An 18,269-nucleotide genomic window follows, 5' to 3' on the forward strand; every position below is an offset into this window, starting at 1 on the left:
CATACGGTGCCCGAATGGAGCACGCCGGGATCTATGTGCGCGGGGTACCGGGCAACTGGTATTCCTACCGCGATTTGGTCTATGGCGGTAAAAGACCCTCCCGAGTGTGGCCTTCAGCTCGAAGCAATGACCGTCGTGCAGGCGACGGTGCACGCCGCATGCCTTGCATGCTCTCTGCGACGGGCGAAAGCGATCGAGTTGCTCGACGATAAATTCCCGCTGGGTGCAATTGATCAGTGACCTTACCTTCAGCCAAGGACAATCCGACCTCCCCGAGGCGTGACTCCCAGCGAGGCGGTGAAACCGCATTACCTCGATCCGCTTGACCGCGATTCCATCGCCGTCGTCGAACTCGAGAACGATCGTGTCTCGCAGGGCGGCTCCCCGTCTCATTGTTGCTAAGGCGATGCTCCACGGCAGGACCCGTTTGGCCAGGCAGCTGACCTGCTCGACGCTCTGGTGCCGTGGCGTGACCGGCAATGTCTGTGCGGTAACGCACATAGACGGCTCACGTTGCACCCTGTCGCAGCTACATATGATTGGACGTGGTTCCTGCGGGTCCTCCTGCAAGGCAGCAGCCAACGCGTGAGGAGGCCGAGCGCAGTCCTGGCGCGAGGCGATGCCTTGGCGACGGGAACCACGACAACGCCGCTCAAACTCATGTGCTGTAGCGTCTACGGTCCAGGTGAAAGATATGCCCAACAACAACAGCAATAGCCACGCTTGTGATACCAACCCCGACCCGGCGCAGTCGCGATCCCGGGCTCATGCGCCCGGGTCCGGTGATTGCCTGCCGTCACGCATCGACGGCGCCGGCTCCTCGTCCCCGGGCGCTGGAAAATTGCGCCGCCAAAGGCAACGCGGTCAGGCACCGCTTAAGGCGATGCTCATGGTCGCCATCTTGTTGGGGACACCAGTTCTGATGTGGCGCTTACTGCAGGCGCAAGTGGTAGATCCCCTGGCGGGGCTGAAGTCGCTCAAGACCGCTGTGGTTCCCGGTCCGCCTGCCGAAGTTCTCGATCAGTTTGTCAAGGACAAGGCGGCCGCCATCCAGCTCGGCAAGGCGCTGTTCTGGGACATGAAAGTGGGCAGCGACAACAAGACCGCCTGTGCAAGTTGCCACTTCCATGCCGGTGTCGACAACCGCATCACGAACCAGCTCTCTCCAGGCCTGCTGGGCGGCGATAAGACCTTCCAGCTGGGCCGGCCTAACTACACCCTGAAGCCGGAAGACTTTGCGTTCACCAAGCACGTGGACGTGAACCAGGCGCAGCCGCAACTCTCGAACGTCAATGAGGTTTCTGGCTCGCAGGGGGTATTCACCCGCAACTTCGTTGAATTCGGCACGGGCAAGACAGGCGATGTCTGCGCCACGGTTTCCGACGACATCTTCCACGGCGGTACAGGCTTCAACATCAACGGCGTCAACACGCGGCAAGTGACCGGACGCAATACGCCGTCCGTGATCAATGCGGTATTCAATTTCCGCAACTTCTGGGATGGGCGCGCCAACAACATGTACAACGGCGGCGATCCGTTTGGCATGAGGAATCCCAATGCCCTTGTGTGGAAGCACGAGGGTGGCGTGCTCAGGCAAATCCAGGTGGCCATTCCAGGCGCCTCCCTGGCGTCGCAGAGTGACGGGCCGCCCCTGAGCGCGGTCGAGATGAGTTGCGCGGGCCGGTCATTCATGAAGCTCGGCAAGAAGCTGCTTGGCCAGCGGCCGTTGGCCGGCCAGACCATCGCTGCGGACGACAGCGTACTTGGCCCCTTGGAGTTACTGCGCAACAACGATCAGCTACCGACTTACTCTGAGCTGGTCAAGAAGGCATTCCGCCCCGAGTATTGGGCCTCACCGACACTGATGCGCATGTCGGCTGCGGATGAGGCGAAAGTCGGCTCGATGGATTTGCTGCCCGCCCGCCAGTTCAAGCGCAGCAACGAGAAGTTCGAGGTAAGCCAGATGGAGGCCAACTTCGCGCTCTTCTTCGGCCTCGCCGTTCAGCTTTACGAGTCCACCCTGATTGCCAATGACACGCCGGTCGACCGTTACCTCGAGGGCCAGACCGGAGCCTTGAATGAGCAGCAGTTACGCGGCGCCAGAATCTTCACCGGGACCGGGCGTTGCAGCCGCTGTCACTCAGGCGCTGAGCTGACCGCCGCCTCATTCTCCAGCGTGACCGCGCAGCGGCTCAGGCGGATGCCAATGGGAGATGGGCTGGAAGCTGTCTATGACAACGGCTTCTACAACATCGGCGTGCAACCGACCGCAGAGGATCTCGGCGTCGGCGGCATCGATCCGTTCGGCAATCCGTTCTCCGAAACGCGGATGGCGCAGCAGGGCAAGACCCAGTTGCTGGGCAACGGCTTCGATACCACCAAGGAGACGGCAGTTGGCGAGACCCAGCGTGTGGCGGTTGACGGTGCCTTCAAGACACCAAGTCTGCGCAATCTGGAGTTTACCGGCCCGTATTTCCATAACGGCGGAAAATCTACCCTGATGCAGGTGGTGGACTTCTATAACCGTGGCGGGGATTTTGCGGACGTCAACAGGGCGAATCTGGATCGGGGCATTGCGCCGCTCGGCCTGACGGAGTCGGACAAGCAAGACCTGGTGGCTTTCATGCTTGCCCTGAGTGATGACCGCGTGCGCTATCGCAAAGCGCCGTTCGATCACCCCTCGCTCTGCTTCCCCCAGGGGCATAAGGTCAGCTCTTCCGGAGCCTTGCTGCAGGACGGAAGCACCGGGAACGGCGTGGACAACACGGAATGCATTAGTGCGGTGGGAGCGGGGGGCGCGAGCACCGGCCTTAAGCCGTTCCTCAACCTCGATCCGTTCCAACGCTAGTGGATGAGTCAGCGACGATTCGCGCAGCGGGTCCAGCTGACTCCTTACGGGTTTGACGATGGGTCGTTCTTAAGGCGTATGGGCCGTTGCTCGAACAGGCAGCGGCCCATGCGATAAACATCGCTAAGCTCGCGAGGTGTCTCTTCGTCGCGCACGGGCTTACGCAAAATCGTCTTAAGCTTCTCGGCAGCAATCTTGCGCGGGTCACTCAAATAGATTTCGTGATGATGCCCAATTTCGACCAGTCCAGGTGCGCCGGCAGCGATCATCGCGTCAATTGTAATGGTGCTCATAACGCTCGGATGCGGTCAGCGCACACGTCCCGCCGGCTGGGCCTCTGCACCCGACTGTATCCAGGAGAAAAAGCGCGCGACAGCGGGATCGTGACGTCGCCGCTCCGGACAGGCGAGGAAGTGCTTTCTTCCCGTCAACGATCTCTGGGAACGGTGCGATGAGTCGGCCCGACGCGAGATCTTCTCCCACGAATTCCGGCTGCGCAATGCAGACACCCAGACCCTCGAGTGCGGCTTGGTACATCAACAGCGAGAAACTGAATTCGATCTGGTTTGCTGGCTGCAAGTCCGGCACCTCCATGAGCTTGAGCCAGAGCGGCCAGTCCTCAGGACGGTTGGCGCTGTGAAGCAGGGTCATCGACTCCAGTTCGGCCAGCCGCGGTTTGCGCTTGCCCCATAGCCTTGGCGAGCAAACCAGGATTCCGGTTTCATCCATGACGGAGATGGCATGCAGCCCTGGATCCGGCTGCGCCGAACGCTGCATCCCGATGTCGACATCCTCGGACTCGAAGTCCACGGGCTGCACGCTGGTGTTGATACGCAATTCAAGCTGCGGGTCGCGAGGGCGAGCAATTCCTTGAAGGTGTTGGCCGGCAGCCCCTTGGTCGCCATTCGCGCTATCGGAAAGCAACTCGACGCTGACATCGAGCGTGATATCGCGAAGCTGCCCCAGTCCGTAGCCGACGTCCAGATTCGAAAGTAAGGCGGCGACCGCCTACCTTCAAACAGGGGAATGCAGGCTGATTCGACTTTGAAACAACTGCCAGGGTCGTGTGCGTCGGCTGGCCTTCACTGCAAGCGGGCGCATTTAACGTGTGCATGGCGGCTGCGGGCAGTTGACATCTCTGCTGGGGTAAATGCATGGCAAGAGGGGCGCCGCTTTGATGGCCCGATGTTTCATTTCTTAAACATCCTTTTGGCGTCCGATCGCGCTTGCCGCATACCCGGCGCTCGTCCATAGAGGCGATTTTTCTTTCCAATCCCGCCACCTAGATTGAACGCATCGTTGGCGCTAGCGCAAGCCATCGGATTTCAAAGTGGCTAAAAAAGCCGGGAAAGGGGGGACTCTATGAAACGCATCCACATGAGGCTGGCTGCCGTGCCGCTCGCCTGTCTGATCGTCACGGTCGCCGGTTGCGGGGGAGGCGGAGGCGACTCGGCGCCTGCCAGCGCCACGTCAGCCGCGACCACGACAGGCAACCCGGGATCGGATACGACAGGTAACCCGGGATCGGCCACGTCCACATCCACGACGGCGCCAACTCCCGCCACGGCTGGCAGCACCATGCTGTCCGGTACCAGTGACCCGGGGCCCGATATCGGCAAGGACGGGGATTTCTACCTCAATACCGCGACCTGGATGCTCTTCGGGCCCAAGGCAAACGGCGTGTGGCCGGCTGGGGTGTCGATAGCAGGGCCGGTGGGCGGGAGCGGCACCCAAGGCAACACCGGGGCCGGCGGCAATACGGGTCTGGCCGGTAGCACCATGCTGTCCGGCTCGGGCGATCCGACCAGCGGCGTCGGCAACAACGGCGACTACTACATCAACACCACCACCTCGACACTGTTCGGGCCCAAGGCGGATGGCACCTGGCCGCCGGGTGTCCCGTTGGGTGGCGGGTCCGGCTCGTCGGGCCCCGGCGGCGGCACCGTGCTGACGGGCGCGGGCGCGCCGGACAACAGCGTCGGAAACAACGGCGATTACTACCTGGATACTAACACCTGGACGCTGTACGGGCCCAAGGCCAACGACCAGTGGCCGCAGGGGGTCTCGCTGGCCGGCCAGTCCGGGACTGGCGGCACTGGCGGTACAGGCGGTACGGGTGGCACTGGTGGTACCGGCGGGACCGGTGGGGCCGGTGGGAGCACGGTTGGGAATGGCGGCCACATCCTGTACGGCAGCGGCGCGCCGACGGACAGCATCGGTGTCGATGGCGATTTCTATTTCGATACCTCGACATCGACGCTGTACGGCCCGAAGCAGGACGGCAAGTGGCCAACCTCCGGCGCGAAAATGACGACTGCGACGGTCTACAACGGCAACTTCAACGTGCCGGATACGCTTAGCCGCGGCCACTATGCCATGACCGGCTCGGGCGGCGCGGTGCCTCTGCCGTCGGATTTCGGTGTCGTGATTCCCTATGACTGCAGCAGCGTCAAGCTCACGGCCAGCACGCTCGGCAAGGTGCACGGATCGCTGGACATCTCGGTGTACAAGGTGACAGGGGCGGGCGCAGCGGTGAAGCTGGCGGAGGTCGGCAGCCTGGGCTGCAAGGTGACCAACGGTCTGCAGAACTGCACCCGTGAGGTGCCTTCCGGAACCATTCTCCACAACGACAAGCTGCAGGTCCAGGTGGACAGCAACCAGGCCACCGACTGGGGCGGACTCGCCGTCAACCTCGCGTGCGTCAAGTAGGCTGGCTGGACAAGGCGCGTCACGTGGCCGGGCAAACCGATTTTCCTGGCCACGTGGAGGTGCAGCGCCTTTGCTGTCTTAATCAGCCGTGTGTTGTTTGCCTTCACCACATCGCCCCACATCTTGTAGTGGGTGCGGGTCAGCGTTGCGAACTGCTCGGGCGTGCCGCCGCCGGGCTCGTCGCCACGATCGACGATGCTCTTGACGACGCTCAGGTCCTTCAGCGCCGTATTCAGGGCGCCGTTGGCCTTCTTGACGATGTCAGGGCTCAGGCCCGGCGGCGCGTTGTTGGGCCACCTTCGCCGGCACCGATTCTCTACACACCGCCCCATCTGGCCGAACGGATCCGCGCCGAGCAGTCCGCCATGGAGGCGAAGGGCGGGGAGGCTGGTGGCGAGCGCAAGACCATCACCGCCCTGTTCGCGGACATGGCCGGCTCGACGGCATTGATCCAAGACCTGGACCCCGAGGAAGCCCGCAGCCTGATCGATCCGGTCGTGGCGCTGATGATGGAAGCCGTGCATCACTACGAGGGATACGTGGCCAAATCCCTCGGCGACGGAATCCTCGCCCTGTTTGGCGCGCCAATCGCCCACGAGGACCATGCGCTGCGGGCGCTGTTTGCGGCGCTGCGCATGCAGCAGGTCATGCGCCACCATAGCGACAAGGTCCGGTTGGAGCAGGGCATTCCGCTACAGATCCGGGTTGGCGTCCATACCGGCGAAGTGGTGGTGCGCTCGATCCGCAAGGATGACTTGCGCACGGACTACGACCCGGTCGGCCACACAATCCATATCGCCGCGCGGATGGAAGGGGTCGCGACCCCGTCATCGATCCTCGTTAGCGAATCGACCCACAAACTGGCCGAGGGGTATTTCGAGTTCAAAGGGCGCACACGGATCAAAGGCCTGCGCGAGCCGCTGGCGGTGTACGAGGTGCTTGGCCTGGGCGCCTTGCGCACGCGCTTTAGGTGGGAGCGCATCGCGGCCTGGCGCGGTTTGTCGGTCGCGAGGCCGAACTAAAGCGCCTGGGCGAAGCGCTCGAACTGGCCCGCGCAGGGCAGGGGCAGATCGTCGGCGTGGTGGGCGAGGCGGGCGTGGGCAAGTCGCGCCTGTTCCATGAATTCAAGGCACGCACGCAGCAAGGCTGCATGGTGCTCGAGACCTTCTCGGTGTCGCATGGCAAGGCGTTTCCATACTTGCCGCTAATCGACCTGCTGCGCAACTATTTCCAGATTACGGCACAGGATGACGAGCGCCGATATCGCGAGAAGGCAACTGGCAGACTCCTGATTCTGGACCGCGCCCTGGAGGATCAACTGCCTACTTGCTCTACCTGCTGGGTATTGTTGAGCCGGGCTCGGCATTGCCGACGATGGATCCGGCCATCCGGCGTCAGCGCACCTTTGAGGCGATCGCGCGGCTGCTTGTGCGCGAGAGTCAGAATCAGACACTCATACTCCTGATCGAAGACCTGCAATGGCTGGATAGTGAGACGGAGGCTTTCCTCAATGTCCTCATCGAGGACGTGCCGGGTGCCAGGATGCTTCTGCTCGTCAACTACCGCTCCGAGTACCGTCATGACTGGTCACACAGGCCCTACTACACCCATTTGTGCCTGGAGCCGCTGGACCAGGCGGAGGCGCTGCAACGTTCAGCTCAGCTCGAGGCGATCGGGCATCTCAGTGCAGCCCTCGATCTGCTCAAATCCCTGCCTGATACCCCGGAGCGCCTGCGCGAGGACCTCACTCTGCTGCTGACCCTTGGTCCAGCCTGGATGGCTGCGCGAGGTTTTGGGGCGTCAGAGGTGGAGGCGACCTACACGCGTGCCCTCGCCCTGAGCGAACAGGGCGGGGAAACTCCGCAGTCTTTCTCCGCGCAGCTAGGCCTGTGGTCGTTCTACCTGTTGCGTTTTCCCAACTCAAGACAGCGTTGAGCCTGGCGGAGCGGATGCTCGGTCTCGCGCGGGACACACAAGACCCGGAGCAACTCGCGGAGGCGCACCGTGTTCTTGGGACGACGGTGTTCCGACTGGGCGAGATCAGGCTGGCCCGGACCCACATGGAGCGGGCGTTGGAGCTGCACCGGCCCGACCGGCAGTCATACGGTCATCTTCTGCGTTATGCGCGAAACCCCGCCGTTCATATGCGGAGCACCTTGAGCTGGTTCCTTTGGTATCTGGGCTTGCCGGATCAGTCCCGCGCCCGCTGCGAGGAGGCACTGGAGCTGGCCAGAAAAGTCTCTGACACGTTCGGCCTTGCCCTGACCCTGATCTTCGCGGCCGAACTGCATCAGCGCCGGTGCGAAGTGCAACCGGCGCTGGAGTATGCCAACGCTGCGATCGCACTCTCGAGCGACCTGGGGTTCCCACTCTATCTGGCGTGGGGAACGATTCTGCGCGGCTGGGCGTTCGCCAGGCAGGGGAGTCATGAGGAGGGCATCGCGCAAATGCACCAGGGTCTTGACGCCCGCGAAGCAACCGGAGCGGTACTGGGCCAGCCATCACTTCTGAGGCTGCTCGCCGACGCTTATGGCAGGGCAGGGCAACCTGAAGCGGCGCTTCGCGTGCTGAGCGAGGCGCTGGCGCTGGTGAGCAGTACCGGCGAGCGGTTCGATGAACCGAGACTGCTTCGGCTCAAGGGGGACTTGATGCTGCAGATGCCGGGAGAGGAGGCCTGCGCGTCCGCTCGGACCAAAGAAGCCGAGGCCTGTTTTCAGCAGGCAACTGCTCTCGCCCGTGACCAAGGGGCCAGGTCAGTCATCGCCAAGGCAAGAGCGGCGCGGCGCGGCAGGGGTTGGCCGAGATTCATGGCTCCTTCACGGAGGGGTTTGATACCGTGGATTAGCGTCAGGCAAGGGAGCTGTTGGAGGACTTGTCCTGACATCGATGTGCGCTCTAATTGTGGTTCCCGATGAACGACGCGGGGGCATCAGGTCCATACCAGACGGATGCCATCGTACAGGCGTATCTCAAAATAAATTTGTCACTGGGGTATCCGGCTGGAACCCTTGTCGCCCAAAGGTGGGGGAAATTGAATTGTCAATTTTATCGACACTCGTTTGCCGAACAACAGGGCCTCGAATGCACCCAATCTCGGTGATGCTATCGTGAGAATGTGCTGGCACACGCGTACGCCCAGTGTCGCTCGAACAGGGGCGCACCGCGGCGTTAAAGGAATTCCTTGCGCAAATCGATGCTGCACCGTTCGCCGATCGCACTGAAGTTCTGTGCCAGCCAGTGCTCGGCCTGATCGCGCCCTTGGGTGCGTAGGTAGCAGAGAAAGTCCCAGTCCGCATTCAACTTGCTGGAAACGCCGAGCGCCGTCATGGTCTGGTCCGAGCCGATCGAATGGATAAGCATTTCCTTCATGTCCACCTTGCCGTCCTGGATCAGGGTGGTGATGAAGCTGATCGCACGCAGCTCGCGGATCAACGAGGAATTGAAGCTGACTTCGTTAATGCGATTGAGAATCTCCATCGCGGTCTTCGGGACGCCCTTGCGAACGATCGGGTTGATATGGACGATCACCACATCCCGCGTGCCGCAGTTATAGATCAGCGGGAAGATGGCGGGGTTGCCGACGTAGCCCCCGTCCCAATAGTGTTGGCCGTCAATCTCCACGGCCCGGAACAGGGACGGCAGGCAAGCCGAGGCCAGCACCGCCTTCAGACAGACTTCCTCGCGCGAGAACACGCGCAAACTGCCGGTTTCGACATTGGTCGCGCACAGATAGAGCTGGATCGGGCAATGTCGGCTCAGGGCGTCGAAATCGACATGGCGGGCAAGAACGTCGCGCAGTGGGTTGAAGTTGAAAGGATTGAAATCGTAGGGTGAGAGTACGCGCAGCAACAGGTCCGTCAGCAGGTACATCGGCGAGCTGTCGAGCCCGTAACCACTACGCAGCCAAGTCTCCCACGGCAGTTTGCGGAACGGGCTGCAGATCTGCGCGGTGCTGGAAACGTCTCGCCAGAAGTTGTGCAGCGCGGTGCGAGCGCAAGGCGGCCCACCCTTGAGCAAACCGTAGGCGAGTACCGCGGCATTCATTGCACCGGCGCTGGTGGCGCTGATGCCTTCAATGGCGAGCCGTTCGTCCTCGAGCAGGCGGTCAAGTACGCCCCAGGCAAAGGCGCCATGGGCACCCCCGCCCTGCAATGCGAGCGTGATGGGCTTTACGGGGGCCTTGGCGCCGCCTGCGTGGCGTGTTCCGGGGTTGGTAGACATGTCTCGTTCCCTCAGTGCCAGATCCAGCCGCCGTTCATGGCCAGCGCCGTCGCGGTCATCGAGGCCGAGTGGTCGGAGGCGAGGAATACCGCCAAGGCGGCCGGTTCGACGATCCGCACGAATTCCTTGCGGGCCTGGTGCATCGGCATGACATGACGTACCAAGGGGAAAATGTCCTTCGCACCTGGTAGTGCGGGCAACTTGCGATCAAGTAGGGCGGTGAGCACGATCACAGCAAGGTAGCGGTCTGCCTCGACTTCCTTTAAGTCTTCCATCACCTGAACCCCATCCCTGCCGGACATCGGGAGATCTAGCTCGATCAGATCGTAGCGGTTCTGGCTTCAAAGCTCGCAAACCACACGCAGATCCATTTTAAGACGACGCAAACGTAGCCGGCCCGCGCAGTATCTGCGCGAGCAAACGGACATCGGCCTCCAGATCGTCGGCGATCAGGATCCTTGCCTCAGGTTTGTCGGATGGGCTAACCACACCGCGCATCCTGGAGGGACTCTTGAGGAGAATATGCTCTGCCATCGTCTGTGCTGAGCAATTTTGCTAGCAGAACCCTTAAGGTCTGCAAAGCGGCACATTTTCCAAGGTCTTTGATCAACGACGCCGCCATCGCGCGCCACGATTCGCACTATTCATCAACTGGACGACCGCACAACCCGCGCAGGGGACGGGATGCCCATTGACCAGGCGGCGAGGCACTGCGGTGTCGCCATCGGCATGCTTTCCAAACTAGAGTACGGTAAGGGCGTCAATCTCGAGCACGCCCTGCGTGCAATGGACGGCTGGGTTTGACGATGCTAGGCGTTCCCAAGTCGCATGCATCTTGGCTCGAACAGGCAGCGGCCCATGCGGCTAAAATCTGCGAGGGTGTGGCCGGCGGACAACTTACCTGGTAGGGGGAGTTGGGCCTGATCAGGAAGTGCGCCATTCTCGGATGCGATCTTCGATTGGTGCGGGAATGCCATGCTGATGCGCCTTACGTCTTGCGGGTCCAGCCGATCCGGTGCCGATCCTGCGTGGCCCCATGCCGCGCATCCTCTTCACTGTGCAGGTAGCCGCTCGTCGTCGACAGCGAACTGTGTTCAAAGTTGTCGCGCACGAAGCGCAGGTCGACCTGCTGGTCGGTCATGTGCGAGCCAGCGGTGTGGCGCAGCCAGTGCGCCGAGGCGCTGGCCAGCACCGCGGCTTGCGCCTCCCATTCCGGCCCGCGCCCCCGTAGGCGCGCCGCGGCCATGCCAAACACCTCTTTCAGGATCAGGTGCAGCGCGCAGCGTGACAGCGGTTTCTCGCTGCCCTCTCTTCCAATCACCGGCAGCACCAGTGGACGCGTCTCCCCGAACTGCGGGGTCGGCGGCAACGCGTGGGCGCGGCGGTAGCGCGCGAGTTCGGCAATCAGCTTGTCGGTCGCTGGCACCAGCCGGGTCTTGTTGCCTTTGCCAGTCACCTCCAGCCACCAGCGCTCGATGCCCGGGGGCATCGCGTCGGCAGAAGAGCGCGCCTATCGTGGTGGCTGTCGACTCGGAGGCACACAGGCCGCCCAGATAGAGCACGGTCAGCACCCAGCGGCAGCGGGCCGCGTGCAGCCTTTGCCGGCCCGTCTCGGTCGGCATCGCCCGTCCTTGACCGTCTCCCACAGGGCGTGGCTCAGATAGCGGGTGATGCGCGCCTTGGCGCGCGCGCCGGCGGCGGGCGAGGGCGAGTGGGTAGCCGGCCAGGTAGCCCGCCTCGGTCAGCCAGGCGAACAGCGCGTTCAGGATCACCATCGCCTGACGCACGCTGCCGGGCGACAGTGGCCCGGCAAACAGGCGCCATTCCGGATGGCAAGGTTTTTAACACACTCCCGGCTGCCTGCCATGTCCCTGGCCATAGACTGAATACGCTCCCGCCATGCACGCTACGGTTCTGCCGCCACCTCACTGCGGTGCTCACGTGCGATTAGCAAGCGTCAGCGCAACGGGTAGGTAAAAGCGTTCAGATCTCGATACTGGCGGGAATTGTGACCGCCATTGGCGGAAATGGCGATCTGCAACAGCACTACACCTGAGCTAGACCGTCAACGGTACGTCCATGGCGGGCGGTGCGACATATTCAGTCATTCGTCGGCGCGACAAATCCATATGAGCTCGCACGATTTCCCCCGCTGCCCCGGCATCATGTCGTTCGATGGCGCTGATGATTTCGTCATGCTGGTCCGCAGCCTTGTTCATCTCCGGGTGCAGGTCTGTCGAAGTTGGATGCCGATAGAAGAGTTTCCCCAGCCGGGCGTGGTCTATCAGGACGCGGCGCAAGCTGGGCATCAGATAGGGGTTGTGCGCCATCTTCCCGATCTGCAGGTGAAACTGGTCGTTGAATAAGACGCGATTGTCGACATCGTTGTTCTCAATGGCTTCGCGGAACTTGGCCTGGATAGCTTTCAGCTCGTCGATTTCCTTGGCCGTGGCATTTGAGGCCGCGAGCTGCGTTGTCGCAACGTAGATCAGCGGTGCAGCGAGAAAGAAATTCCGCAGCGACTGATGGTTCATCGAGGACACGCGAGCAGCCCGATTGGCTTCGAGCTCAATGTATCCCTCGGCCGCCATCTGCCGCATGAGTTCGCGTACCGGCGGCCTGGATAGTCCGAATTCCTCGCTTAGTGCCAGTTCGTCCACAACGGCGCCGGGCGCCAGCTCCATGCTGACAATGCGCCGCCGCAGCGCTTCGCTTAGGAGCGCTTTACGGTCAACAGAGCTATCCGCCGTTTGCGGGTCGCCTTCTGAGGGTTCTCGGATCTTGGGCATTCGAGGCTCAATGTCTATCAATCGTAGACAGTATATAAAAAATCCGGGGTTGTTCGGGTGACGGCCAACTCCTGACCCAAATTCTAGGCGGCGGCCCGGCCCGGCCCATACGCCGCTTCCGTGTCCCTCCCGTGTGGCCGGCCGCGCTTGCTGCCCTTTTCGCTACCTGCCTGCTGCCTCACGCATTCACCGGCAATTCATCTAATTAGTAGCTAATGCATCACTATTTGAAGCGAGATTGCGCGCGTAAACCCGGATATGAGTTGGTCTATCGTTGAACTATTCTCTGTCTACAAATGATAGACACACCGCCGATGGGATGTCTACGGGCATCAAGGCGATCCGAGCGAGACGAAAGACCATGCGAGTTACAGCCCTTCCAGCCGACGATTCGACCTGCGGTTGGTTTCATTTGAGCCCTCCGCGCAAGCCCATGCCGTCCCATACCGGGACGACCGAGGCGCGATGGGTGGTGGTCGGTGCAGGGTTCACGGGGCTCGCGTCGGCCCGGCAGCTGGCCCTCAACTTCCCGCACGACGAAATCGTCCTGGTGGAAGCGCAAGAGGTCGGATATGGCGCGTCCGGACGAAACGCAGGCTTTGCAATTGACCTGCCCCACGACATTGGGGCTGACGACTACATCGGCGACATCGCAACCGCGCAGAAGAGCCTGAGCCTCAATCTGACTGGGCAGAAGATCCTGAAGTCGCTGGTCGAGGAATTCCAGATCGATTGCCATCTCCGGCCGTCCGGCAAGTACCAGGCAGCGGTCGAAGACAGGGGTATCGCGGTGTTGGACGCGTATCGCCGAGGCCTGGACAAGCTGGGTCAGCCCTACGAGATGATCGAGGGCGCAGACTTGCCCGACCACATTGGGATTTCGTTCTACAAGAAGGCCTTGTTCACGCCGGGAACGGCGCTCGTCCAGCCGTCGGCGCTGGTGAAAGGACTGGCGAACTGCCTGCCTCCGAATGTCAGCCTGTACGAACACACGCCCATCACGGACGTGGAGTACGGCGACAAGATCGCTCTGTCCCATGCGAATGGCCGCATCATTGCTGACACACTGGTGCTCGCAAACAATGCTTTTGGCCAGCGCTTCGGCTTCTTGCAGGGCACGATGCTGCCCATCTTCACCTACGCCAGCCTTACCCGTCCGCTGACGACGGCCGAGCAGGAACGCCTGGGGGGGAAGGAATTCTGGGGGCTGATTCCTGCCGACCCGTTCGGGACCACGCTGCGCCGCACCCACGACAACCGCATCCTGGTCCGCAACAGCTTCAGCTTCAATCGCGACGGGCGTAGCAAACAGGAGTACCTGGACCGGTTTGTCCAATGCCATCGGACTTCGTTTGAACGGCGCTTTCCGAGGCTGCCGGATGTCGCATTTGAGTACACGTGGGGCGGTTCACTGGCGATGTCGCGCAATCACATGGGCCACTTTGGCCAGCTCGCCCCGAATGTCTATGGCGCGCTCTGCTGCAACGGTCTGGGAGTGACCCGCGGAACCGTAACGGGCAAGCTGCTGGCTGACCACCTGGCTGGGAAGCGAGACCCGCTGATCGACTTCCTTCTTGCCTCACCGAAACCTAACAAGAACCCTCCCGAGCCACTCCTTTCCTTGGGGGTGAACGCCAATCTTTGGCTCGGCCAGCATCGAGCAGGGAGGGAGGTCTAGCACCAGGCTCACTAGGCTTGAAATCAAGCCGCATAGCGTTCGGTTCATGGAACCGGATAACCAGTTATTTCATTGACGAGACTCGGATTCGCGCGCAACGCGATTTCCGGGCACTAGCAGGAGACAAAGCGTGGCGAATCATCAGTCGGTCGAGGACGTTCCTCTCAATGCTTTTCATCAGTTGCTCTGCGTGCGCTCAGGCGGTGGTTGGGTCCTGGACGGCTACGTGCTGAGCATCATTGGTGTCGCCATGGTGCCGCTGGCCGCCGCCCTGGAATTGACAAGTTTCTGGCAGGGCATGATTGCGGCGTCAGCGCTCATCGGCATCTTCTTCGGTGGCTTTCTCGGCGGGCTTCTGACCGGTCGCCTTGGACGCCAGAAGCTGTATTTCTTCGGCCCGACGATTTTCGTCCTGTGCTCGTTGGCGCAATTCTGGGCAAGTTCCGGGATCGAGCTTTTCGCGCTTAGGTTCCTGATCGGGATTGGCGTGGGATTCGAATATCCCGTCGCCGGCTCCCTGCTGGTGGAGTTCATGCCCAAGAAGTATCGGGGTCCTCGGCTGGCCATGCTGACTATCTTGTGGTTCGCAGGAGCGGCATTGGCTTACGTTGTCGGTAATGCGCTTCTGGATACCGGCCGAGCCGACGCCTGGCGCCTGGTCCTGGCTAGCCCGGCGGCCATTGGGGTTGTCCTGCTCTTGGTTCGCCTCGGTACACCTGAGTCGCCGCGCTGGCTCCTCAGCAAGGGCCGTACTGCGGAGGCGGAGCGGGTCATCAAGAAGGTCTATGGGTCCTCGTTCTCGCTGAAGAACCTTCCCGAGCAGCCCGCGGAGAAAAAAGTACCTCTTCTCAGTCTGCTGCATTCCGGATACGGCAAACGCATGCTCTTCGTTTCAGTCTTCTGGAGCTGCTCCGTGATTCCGGTGTTTGCGGTGTATGCATTCGCACCGACGGTGCTGGCAGCGCTGCATCTCAAAGGTGCCTGGGCTTCCTACGGATCAGTCGCCATCACCATGCTCTTCGTTGTCGGCTGCTATATCGCTACGAAGCTCATCAATGTCATCGGCCGGCGCAGCATGTTGATTCACAGCTTCCTGTGGTCCGGTCTGGCACTGCTGGGGCTCGGAGCCTTCTCCGATGGCACGGAAATGCTCGTGCTGGTCCTGTTCGGTGCCTACGCCGTCTTCATTGGTGGAGCGCAGGTGCTGCAACTGGTCTATCCCAACGAACTCTTCCCCACTGAAATCCGTTCCGCCGCCGTAGGTTTGGGGGCATCGCTGTCTCGGATCGGCGCCGCCATCGGGACCTGGCTGGTACCCATCGCGCTGCAAAGCTACGGCATCGGCTTCACGATGTACGCCGCTGCAGGCGTCACGCTGGTTGGCTTGCTCGTGTCCGTGGCACTTGCTCCCGAGACCCGCTCGCTGAGTCTTCAGGAAGCCGCCTCCCTGAGCCGCTAGTCCGAACATTCCATCACACATCTTCCCGTTTTACGGAGCAACCATGAAATTTCAAGGCATCTACACCCCGGCTATCGCGCCGCTGACTTCCGAAGGCAATATCGACCATACTGCCTACGCAGAAGTGCTGGAATCGCTGATCGAGGCAGGCGTGCACGGCATCATCGTTGCCGGCTCGACGGGCGAGTACTATGCGCACACGACGGAAGAGCGCCTGGCGCTCGCCGCGCACGCCAAGGAGGTCATCGGTTCGCGGGCCCAACTCATCGTCGGGACCGGTGCTGTGCGTACGGAAGAGTCGATTCAATACGCCACCGCAGCCAAGGCCATCAAGGCCGACGCCATTCTCGTTGGCTCGCCGCCCTATGCGCTGCCTACCGAAGCGGAGAATGCCGCCCACGCACTCGCTATCGACAAAGCCGCAGGTTTGCCCATCATGCTCTACAACTACCCCGGGCGAATGAGCGTGTCGATGGGGCGCGCGTACTTCCGTACCGTTACGTCTGCGTCGAAGAACTTTGTGGCCATCAAGGAAAGCTCCGGCCAGACGTCGCAACTGCACATGCTGGCTACGGAGTTCCACGACATCGATATCTCGTGCGGCTGGGACGACCAGGCTCTGGAGTTCTTTGCCTGGGGCGCGAGCAGCTGGGTTTGCGCCGGCTCGAACTTCATTCCCCGTGAGCATATTGCGTTGTACGAAGCCTGTGTAATTGAAAAGAACTTCGACAAGGGGCGCCGCATCATGTCTGCCCTGATGCCGCTCATGGACTTCCTGGAAGGTGGAAAATTCGTGCAGTCGATCAAGCATGGCTGCGCGCTGACAGGCCTGCGCCCGGGTGGGGTGAGGGCCCCGCTGCAGGACCTCGATGATGCCGAGAAGCGCCGGCTGCAGGCAATCGTCGTCGAACTCAAGCGGCAAGTCGCCGCGATCGTCGGGGAGAAGTTCTGATGGCAAAACTTCTCACTGCTTCCGAATATGCCGCGCTGGCGGAGAAGTTGAAATTGCCGACGCAGGCATTTGTCGACGGAGCCTTTGTTCGTTCGGTGTCGGGTAAAACGTTCCAGACCACCAATCCGGCAACCGGAGAAGTCCTGACGGAAATCTCCGCCTGCGATGCGCGCGACGTCGACATCGCTGTAGCGAAGGCCAAGGCTGCGTTCGAGGATGGTCGCTGGCACCGCCGCTCGCCGGGCGAGCGCAAGGCCGTGCTGCTGCGGTTCGCCGACCTGCTCGAGGCGCACGCGCACGAATTGGCGGTCATGGAAAGCCTGGACAGTGGTAAGCCGATCCGAGAGTGCCAGAACACCGACGTCCCGGAGACCATCCATACCGTCCGGTGGCATGCCGAACTCATCGACAAGATCTATGACAGCACGGCGCCTGTCGGTTCGAATGCGCTGTCACTGGTCGTGCGCGAACCTATTGGCGTAGTCGGTCTCGTTTTGCCGTGGAATTTTCCGCTGCTGATGCTCGCCTGGAAGATTGGTCCTTCCCTGGCGGCCGGATGCTCCATTGTTGTCAAACCGGCCAAGGAAACCACGTTGACGGCCCTTCGGGTGGCAGAGCTCGCCTATGAGGCTGGCGTCCCTGCAGGCGTGTTCAACGTCCTGCCAGGCGGTGGGAAGGAAGTAGGGGAACCGTTGGGCATGCACATGGACGTTTCCATGGTCAGCTTTACGGGTTCGACGGCCACCGGCCGGCTCTTCCTCAAGTATGCCGCGGAATCGAACCTGAAGCGCATTGTTCTCGAATGCGGGGGGAAGAATCCCGCGGTCGTGATGAAGGACATCGAGGACATCGATGTCGTGGCACAGCATGTCGTCAACGGTGCGTTCTGGAACATGGGCGAGAACTGCTCGGCTTCCTCGCGCCTGATTGTTCATGCCGATATCAAGGACGAACTGCTGACCCGCATTGGCGTTCATATGCGCGAATGGAAGATGGGCAATCCGCTCGATCCGGAATTCCGCATCGGTTCGCTGGTAAGCGAAGCGCACTTCGAGAAGGTTCGCTCCTACATCGAGCAGGCTGCAGACGAAAAACTGTCTGTTGCATTTGGCGGAAGTACGCAAGCAGGAAACTTCGTCGAGCCGACGGTGGTGGATGGCGTGGGCAAGGATAGTCGCCTGTTCAAGGAGGAAATCTTCGGGCCGATCCTGTCTGTGACGACGTTTGACAACACTGAGGAAGCCATTGCGCTGGCGAACGATTCGGTCTACGGCCTGGCTGCCTCGGTCTACACGAGCAATCTGAACAGTGCCATTCGACTGTCGCGGGAAATCCGCGCCGGCGTTGTAACGGTGAACTGTTTTGGGGAAGGCGATATCACCACGCCTTTTGGCGGCTACAAGGAGTCGGGATTCGGCGGGCGGGACAAGTCGATTTGGGCTCATGACCAATACACCGAGATGAAAACCATCTGGATCGATGTGCCGGCATAGTAGGTGGCGGCAGTCGGAGGAGGGCGTTATGGACCAATGCCATGGCGCTGCCCTCGACGCCACGCTGGGCAACCAGGGCGCAATACTGGTCGAGACTTGTTAATCAGTCGTCAACTATCC

The 18,269-nt window shown here is 61.5% G+C and carries 12 protein-coding genes and 4 pseudogenes; 9 read left to right on the forward strand and 7 right to left on the reverse strand.

The annotated features are described in order from the left end of the window. Positions 1-87 precede the first annotated feature (87 nt). Positions 88-375: pseudogene (locus AC10V3_RS35080) on the reverse strand (ISKra4-like element ISBusp5 family transposase); the annotation flags it as partial. Positions 376-694: 319 nt separating this feature from the next. Here AC10V3_RS35080 and AC10V3_RS35085 point away from each other — a divergent pair. After that, positions 695-2,848: a cytochrome-c peroxidase gene (locus AC10V3_RS35085; RefSeq protein ID WP_490924473.1), complete on the forward strand. Its 2,154-nt coding sequence runs from the start codon at positions 695-697 to the stop codon at positions 2,846-2,848. A gap of 149 nt (positions 2,849-2,997) precedes the next feature. Here AC10V3_RS35085 and AC10V3_RS35090 read toward each other — a convergent pair. Together AC10V3_RS35090 and AC10V3_RS35095 are read right to left on the reverse strand one after the other, a co-directional pair. Next, positions 2,998-3,096, reverse strand: a pseudogene (locus AC10V3_RS35090) (GyrI-like domain-containing protein); the annotation flags it as partial. Positions 3,097-3,121: 25 nt separating this feature from the next. Further along, complete coding sequence (locus tag AC10V3_RS35095) at positions 3,122-3,667, reverse strand: LysR substrate-binding domain-containing protein (RefSeq protein ID WP_490924659.1); 546 nt, start codon at positions 3,665-3,667, stop codon at positions 3,122-3,124. On the opposite strand from AC10V3_RS35095, the gene AC10V3_RS35100 reads away from it, so the two are divergent. From AC10V3_RS35100 to AC10V3_RS35115, 4 genes and pseudogenes are all read left to right on the forward strand, one after another. Continuing rightward, entirely contained in the window at positions 3,590-3,844 is a 255-nt protein-coding gene (locus AC10V3_RS35100) for a hypothetical protein (protein WP_022540452.1), read from the forward strand. The genes AC10V3_RS35095 and AC10V3_RS35100 overlap by 78 nt on opposite strands. 366 nt (positions 3,845-4,210) lie before the next feature. Next, positions 4,211-5,557, forward strand: a complete 1,347-nt coding sequence (locus tag AC10V3_RS35105) for a hypothetical protein (protein WP_490924474.1) — start codon at positions 4,211-4,213, stop codon at positions 5,555-5,557. Positions 5,558-5,922: 365 nt separating this feature from the next. Further along, positions 5,923-7,201: pseudogene (locus tag AC10V3_RS35110) on the forward strand (AAA family ATPase); the annotation flags it as partial. A 287-nt stretch (positions 7,202-7,488) separates the two neighbouring features. Continuing rightward, positions 7,489-8,472: a tetratricopeptide repeat protein gene (locus AC10V3_RS35115; protein WP_490924475.1), complete on the forward strand. Its 984-nt coding sequence runs from the start codon at positions 7,489-7,491 to the stop codon at positions 8,470-8,472. 253 nt (positions 8,473-8,725) lie between these two features. Here AC10V3_RS35115 and AC10V3_RS35120 read toward each other — a convergent pair whose 3' ends face one another. The 4 genes and pseudogenes from AC10V3_RS35120 to AC10V3_RS35135 form a co-directional block, all read right to left on the reverse strand. Continuing rightward, entirely contained in the window at positions 8,726-9,778 is a 1,053-nt protein-coding gene (locus AC10V3_RS35120; protein ID WP_022540444.1) for a patatin-like phospholipase family protein, read from the reverse strand. Positions 9,779-9,789: 11 nt separating this feature from the next. Further along, positions 9,790-10,080 (reverse strand): hypothetical protein, encoded by a 291-nt coding sequence (locus AC10V3_RS35125; protein ID WP_022540443.1) that lies wholly within the window; start codon positions 10,078-10,080, stop codon positions 9,790-9,792. Positions 10,081-10,766: 686 nt separating this feature from the next. After that, positions 10,767-11,610: pseudogene (locus AC10V3_RS35130) on the reverse strand (tyrosine-type recombinase/integrase); the annotation flags it as partial. Between the two features lie 225 nt (positions 11,611-11,835). After that, positions 11,836-12,567, reverse strand: a complete 732-nt coding sequence (locus AC10V3_RS35135; protein ID WP_022540440.1) for a GntR family transcriptional regulator — start codon at positions 12,565-12,567, stop codon at positions 11,836-11,838. Between the two features lie 361 nt (positions 12,568-12,928). On the opposite strand from AC10V3_RS35135, the gene AC10V3_RS35140 reads away from it, so the two are divergent. The 4 genes from AC10V3_RS35140 (at position 12,929) to AC10V3_RS35155 (ending at position 18,149) form a co-directional block, all read left to right on the forward strand. Then, positions 12,929-14,245: an NAD(P)/FAD-dependent oxidoreductase gene (locus AC10V3_RS35140; protein WP_022540439.1), complete on the forward strand. Its 1,317-nt coding sequence runs from the start codon at positions 12,929-12,931 to the stop codon at positions 14,243-14,245. Between the two features lie 130 nt (positions 14,246-14,375). Continuing rightward, the gene (locus tag AC10V3_RS35145) at positions 14,376-15,704 is read left to right on the forward strand and encodes an MFS transporter (RefSeq protein WP_022540438.1); all 1,329 of its coding nucleotides are present in this window, start codon (positions 14,376-14,378) and stop codon (positions 15,702-15,704) included. Positions 15,705-15,747: 43 nt separating this feature from the next. After that, positions 15,748-16,656: a dihydrodipicolinate synthase family protein gene (locus tag AC10V3_RS35150; RefSeq protein WP_022540437.1), complete on the forward strand. Its 909-nt coding sequence runs from the start codon at positions 15,748-15,750 to the stop codon at positions 16,654-16,656. Further along, positions 16,656-18,149: an aldehyde dehydrogenase gene (locus tag AC10V3_RS35155; RefSeq protein WP_022540436.1), complete on the forward strand. Its 1,494-nt coding sequence runs from the start codon at positions 16,656-16,658 to the stop codon at positions 18,147-18,149. Before AC10V3_RS35150 ends, AC10V3_RS35155 begins: the two co-directional genes overlap by 1 nt. The last annotated feature ends 120 nt before the right edge of the window (positions 18,150-18,269 follow it).

It is taken from the genome of Cupriavidus sp. PB-02, from assembly GCF_058252315.1.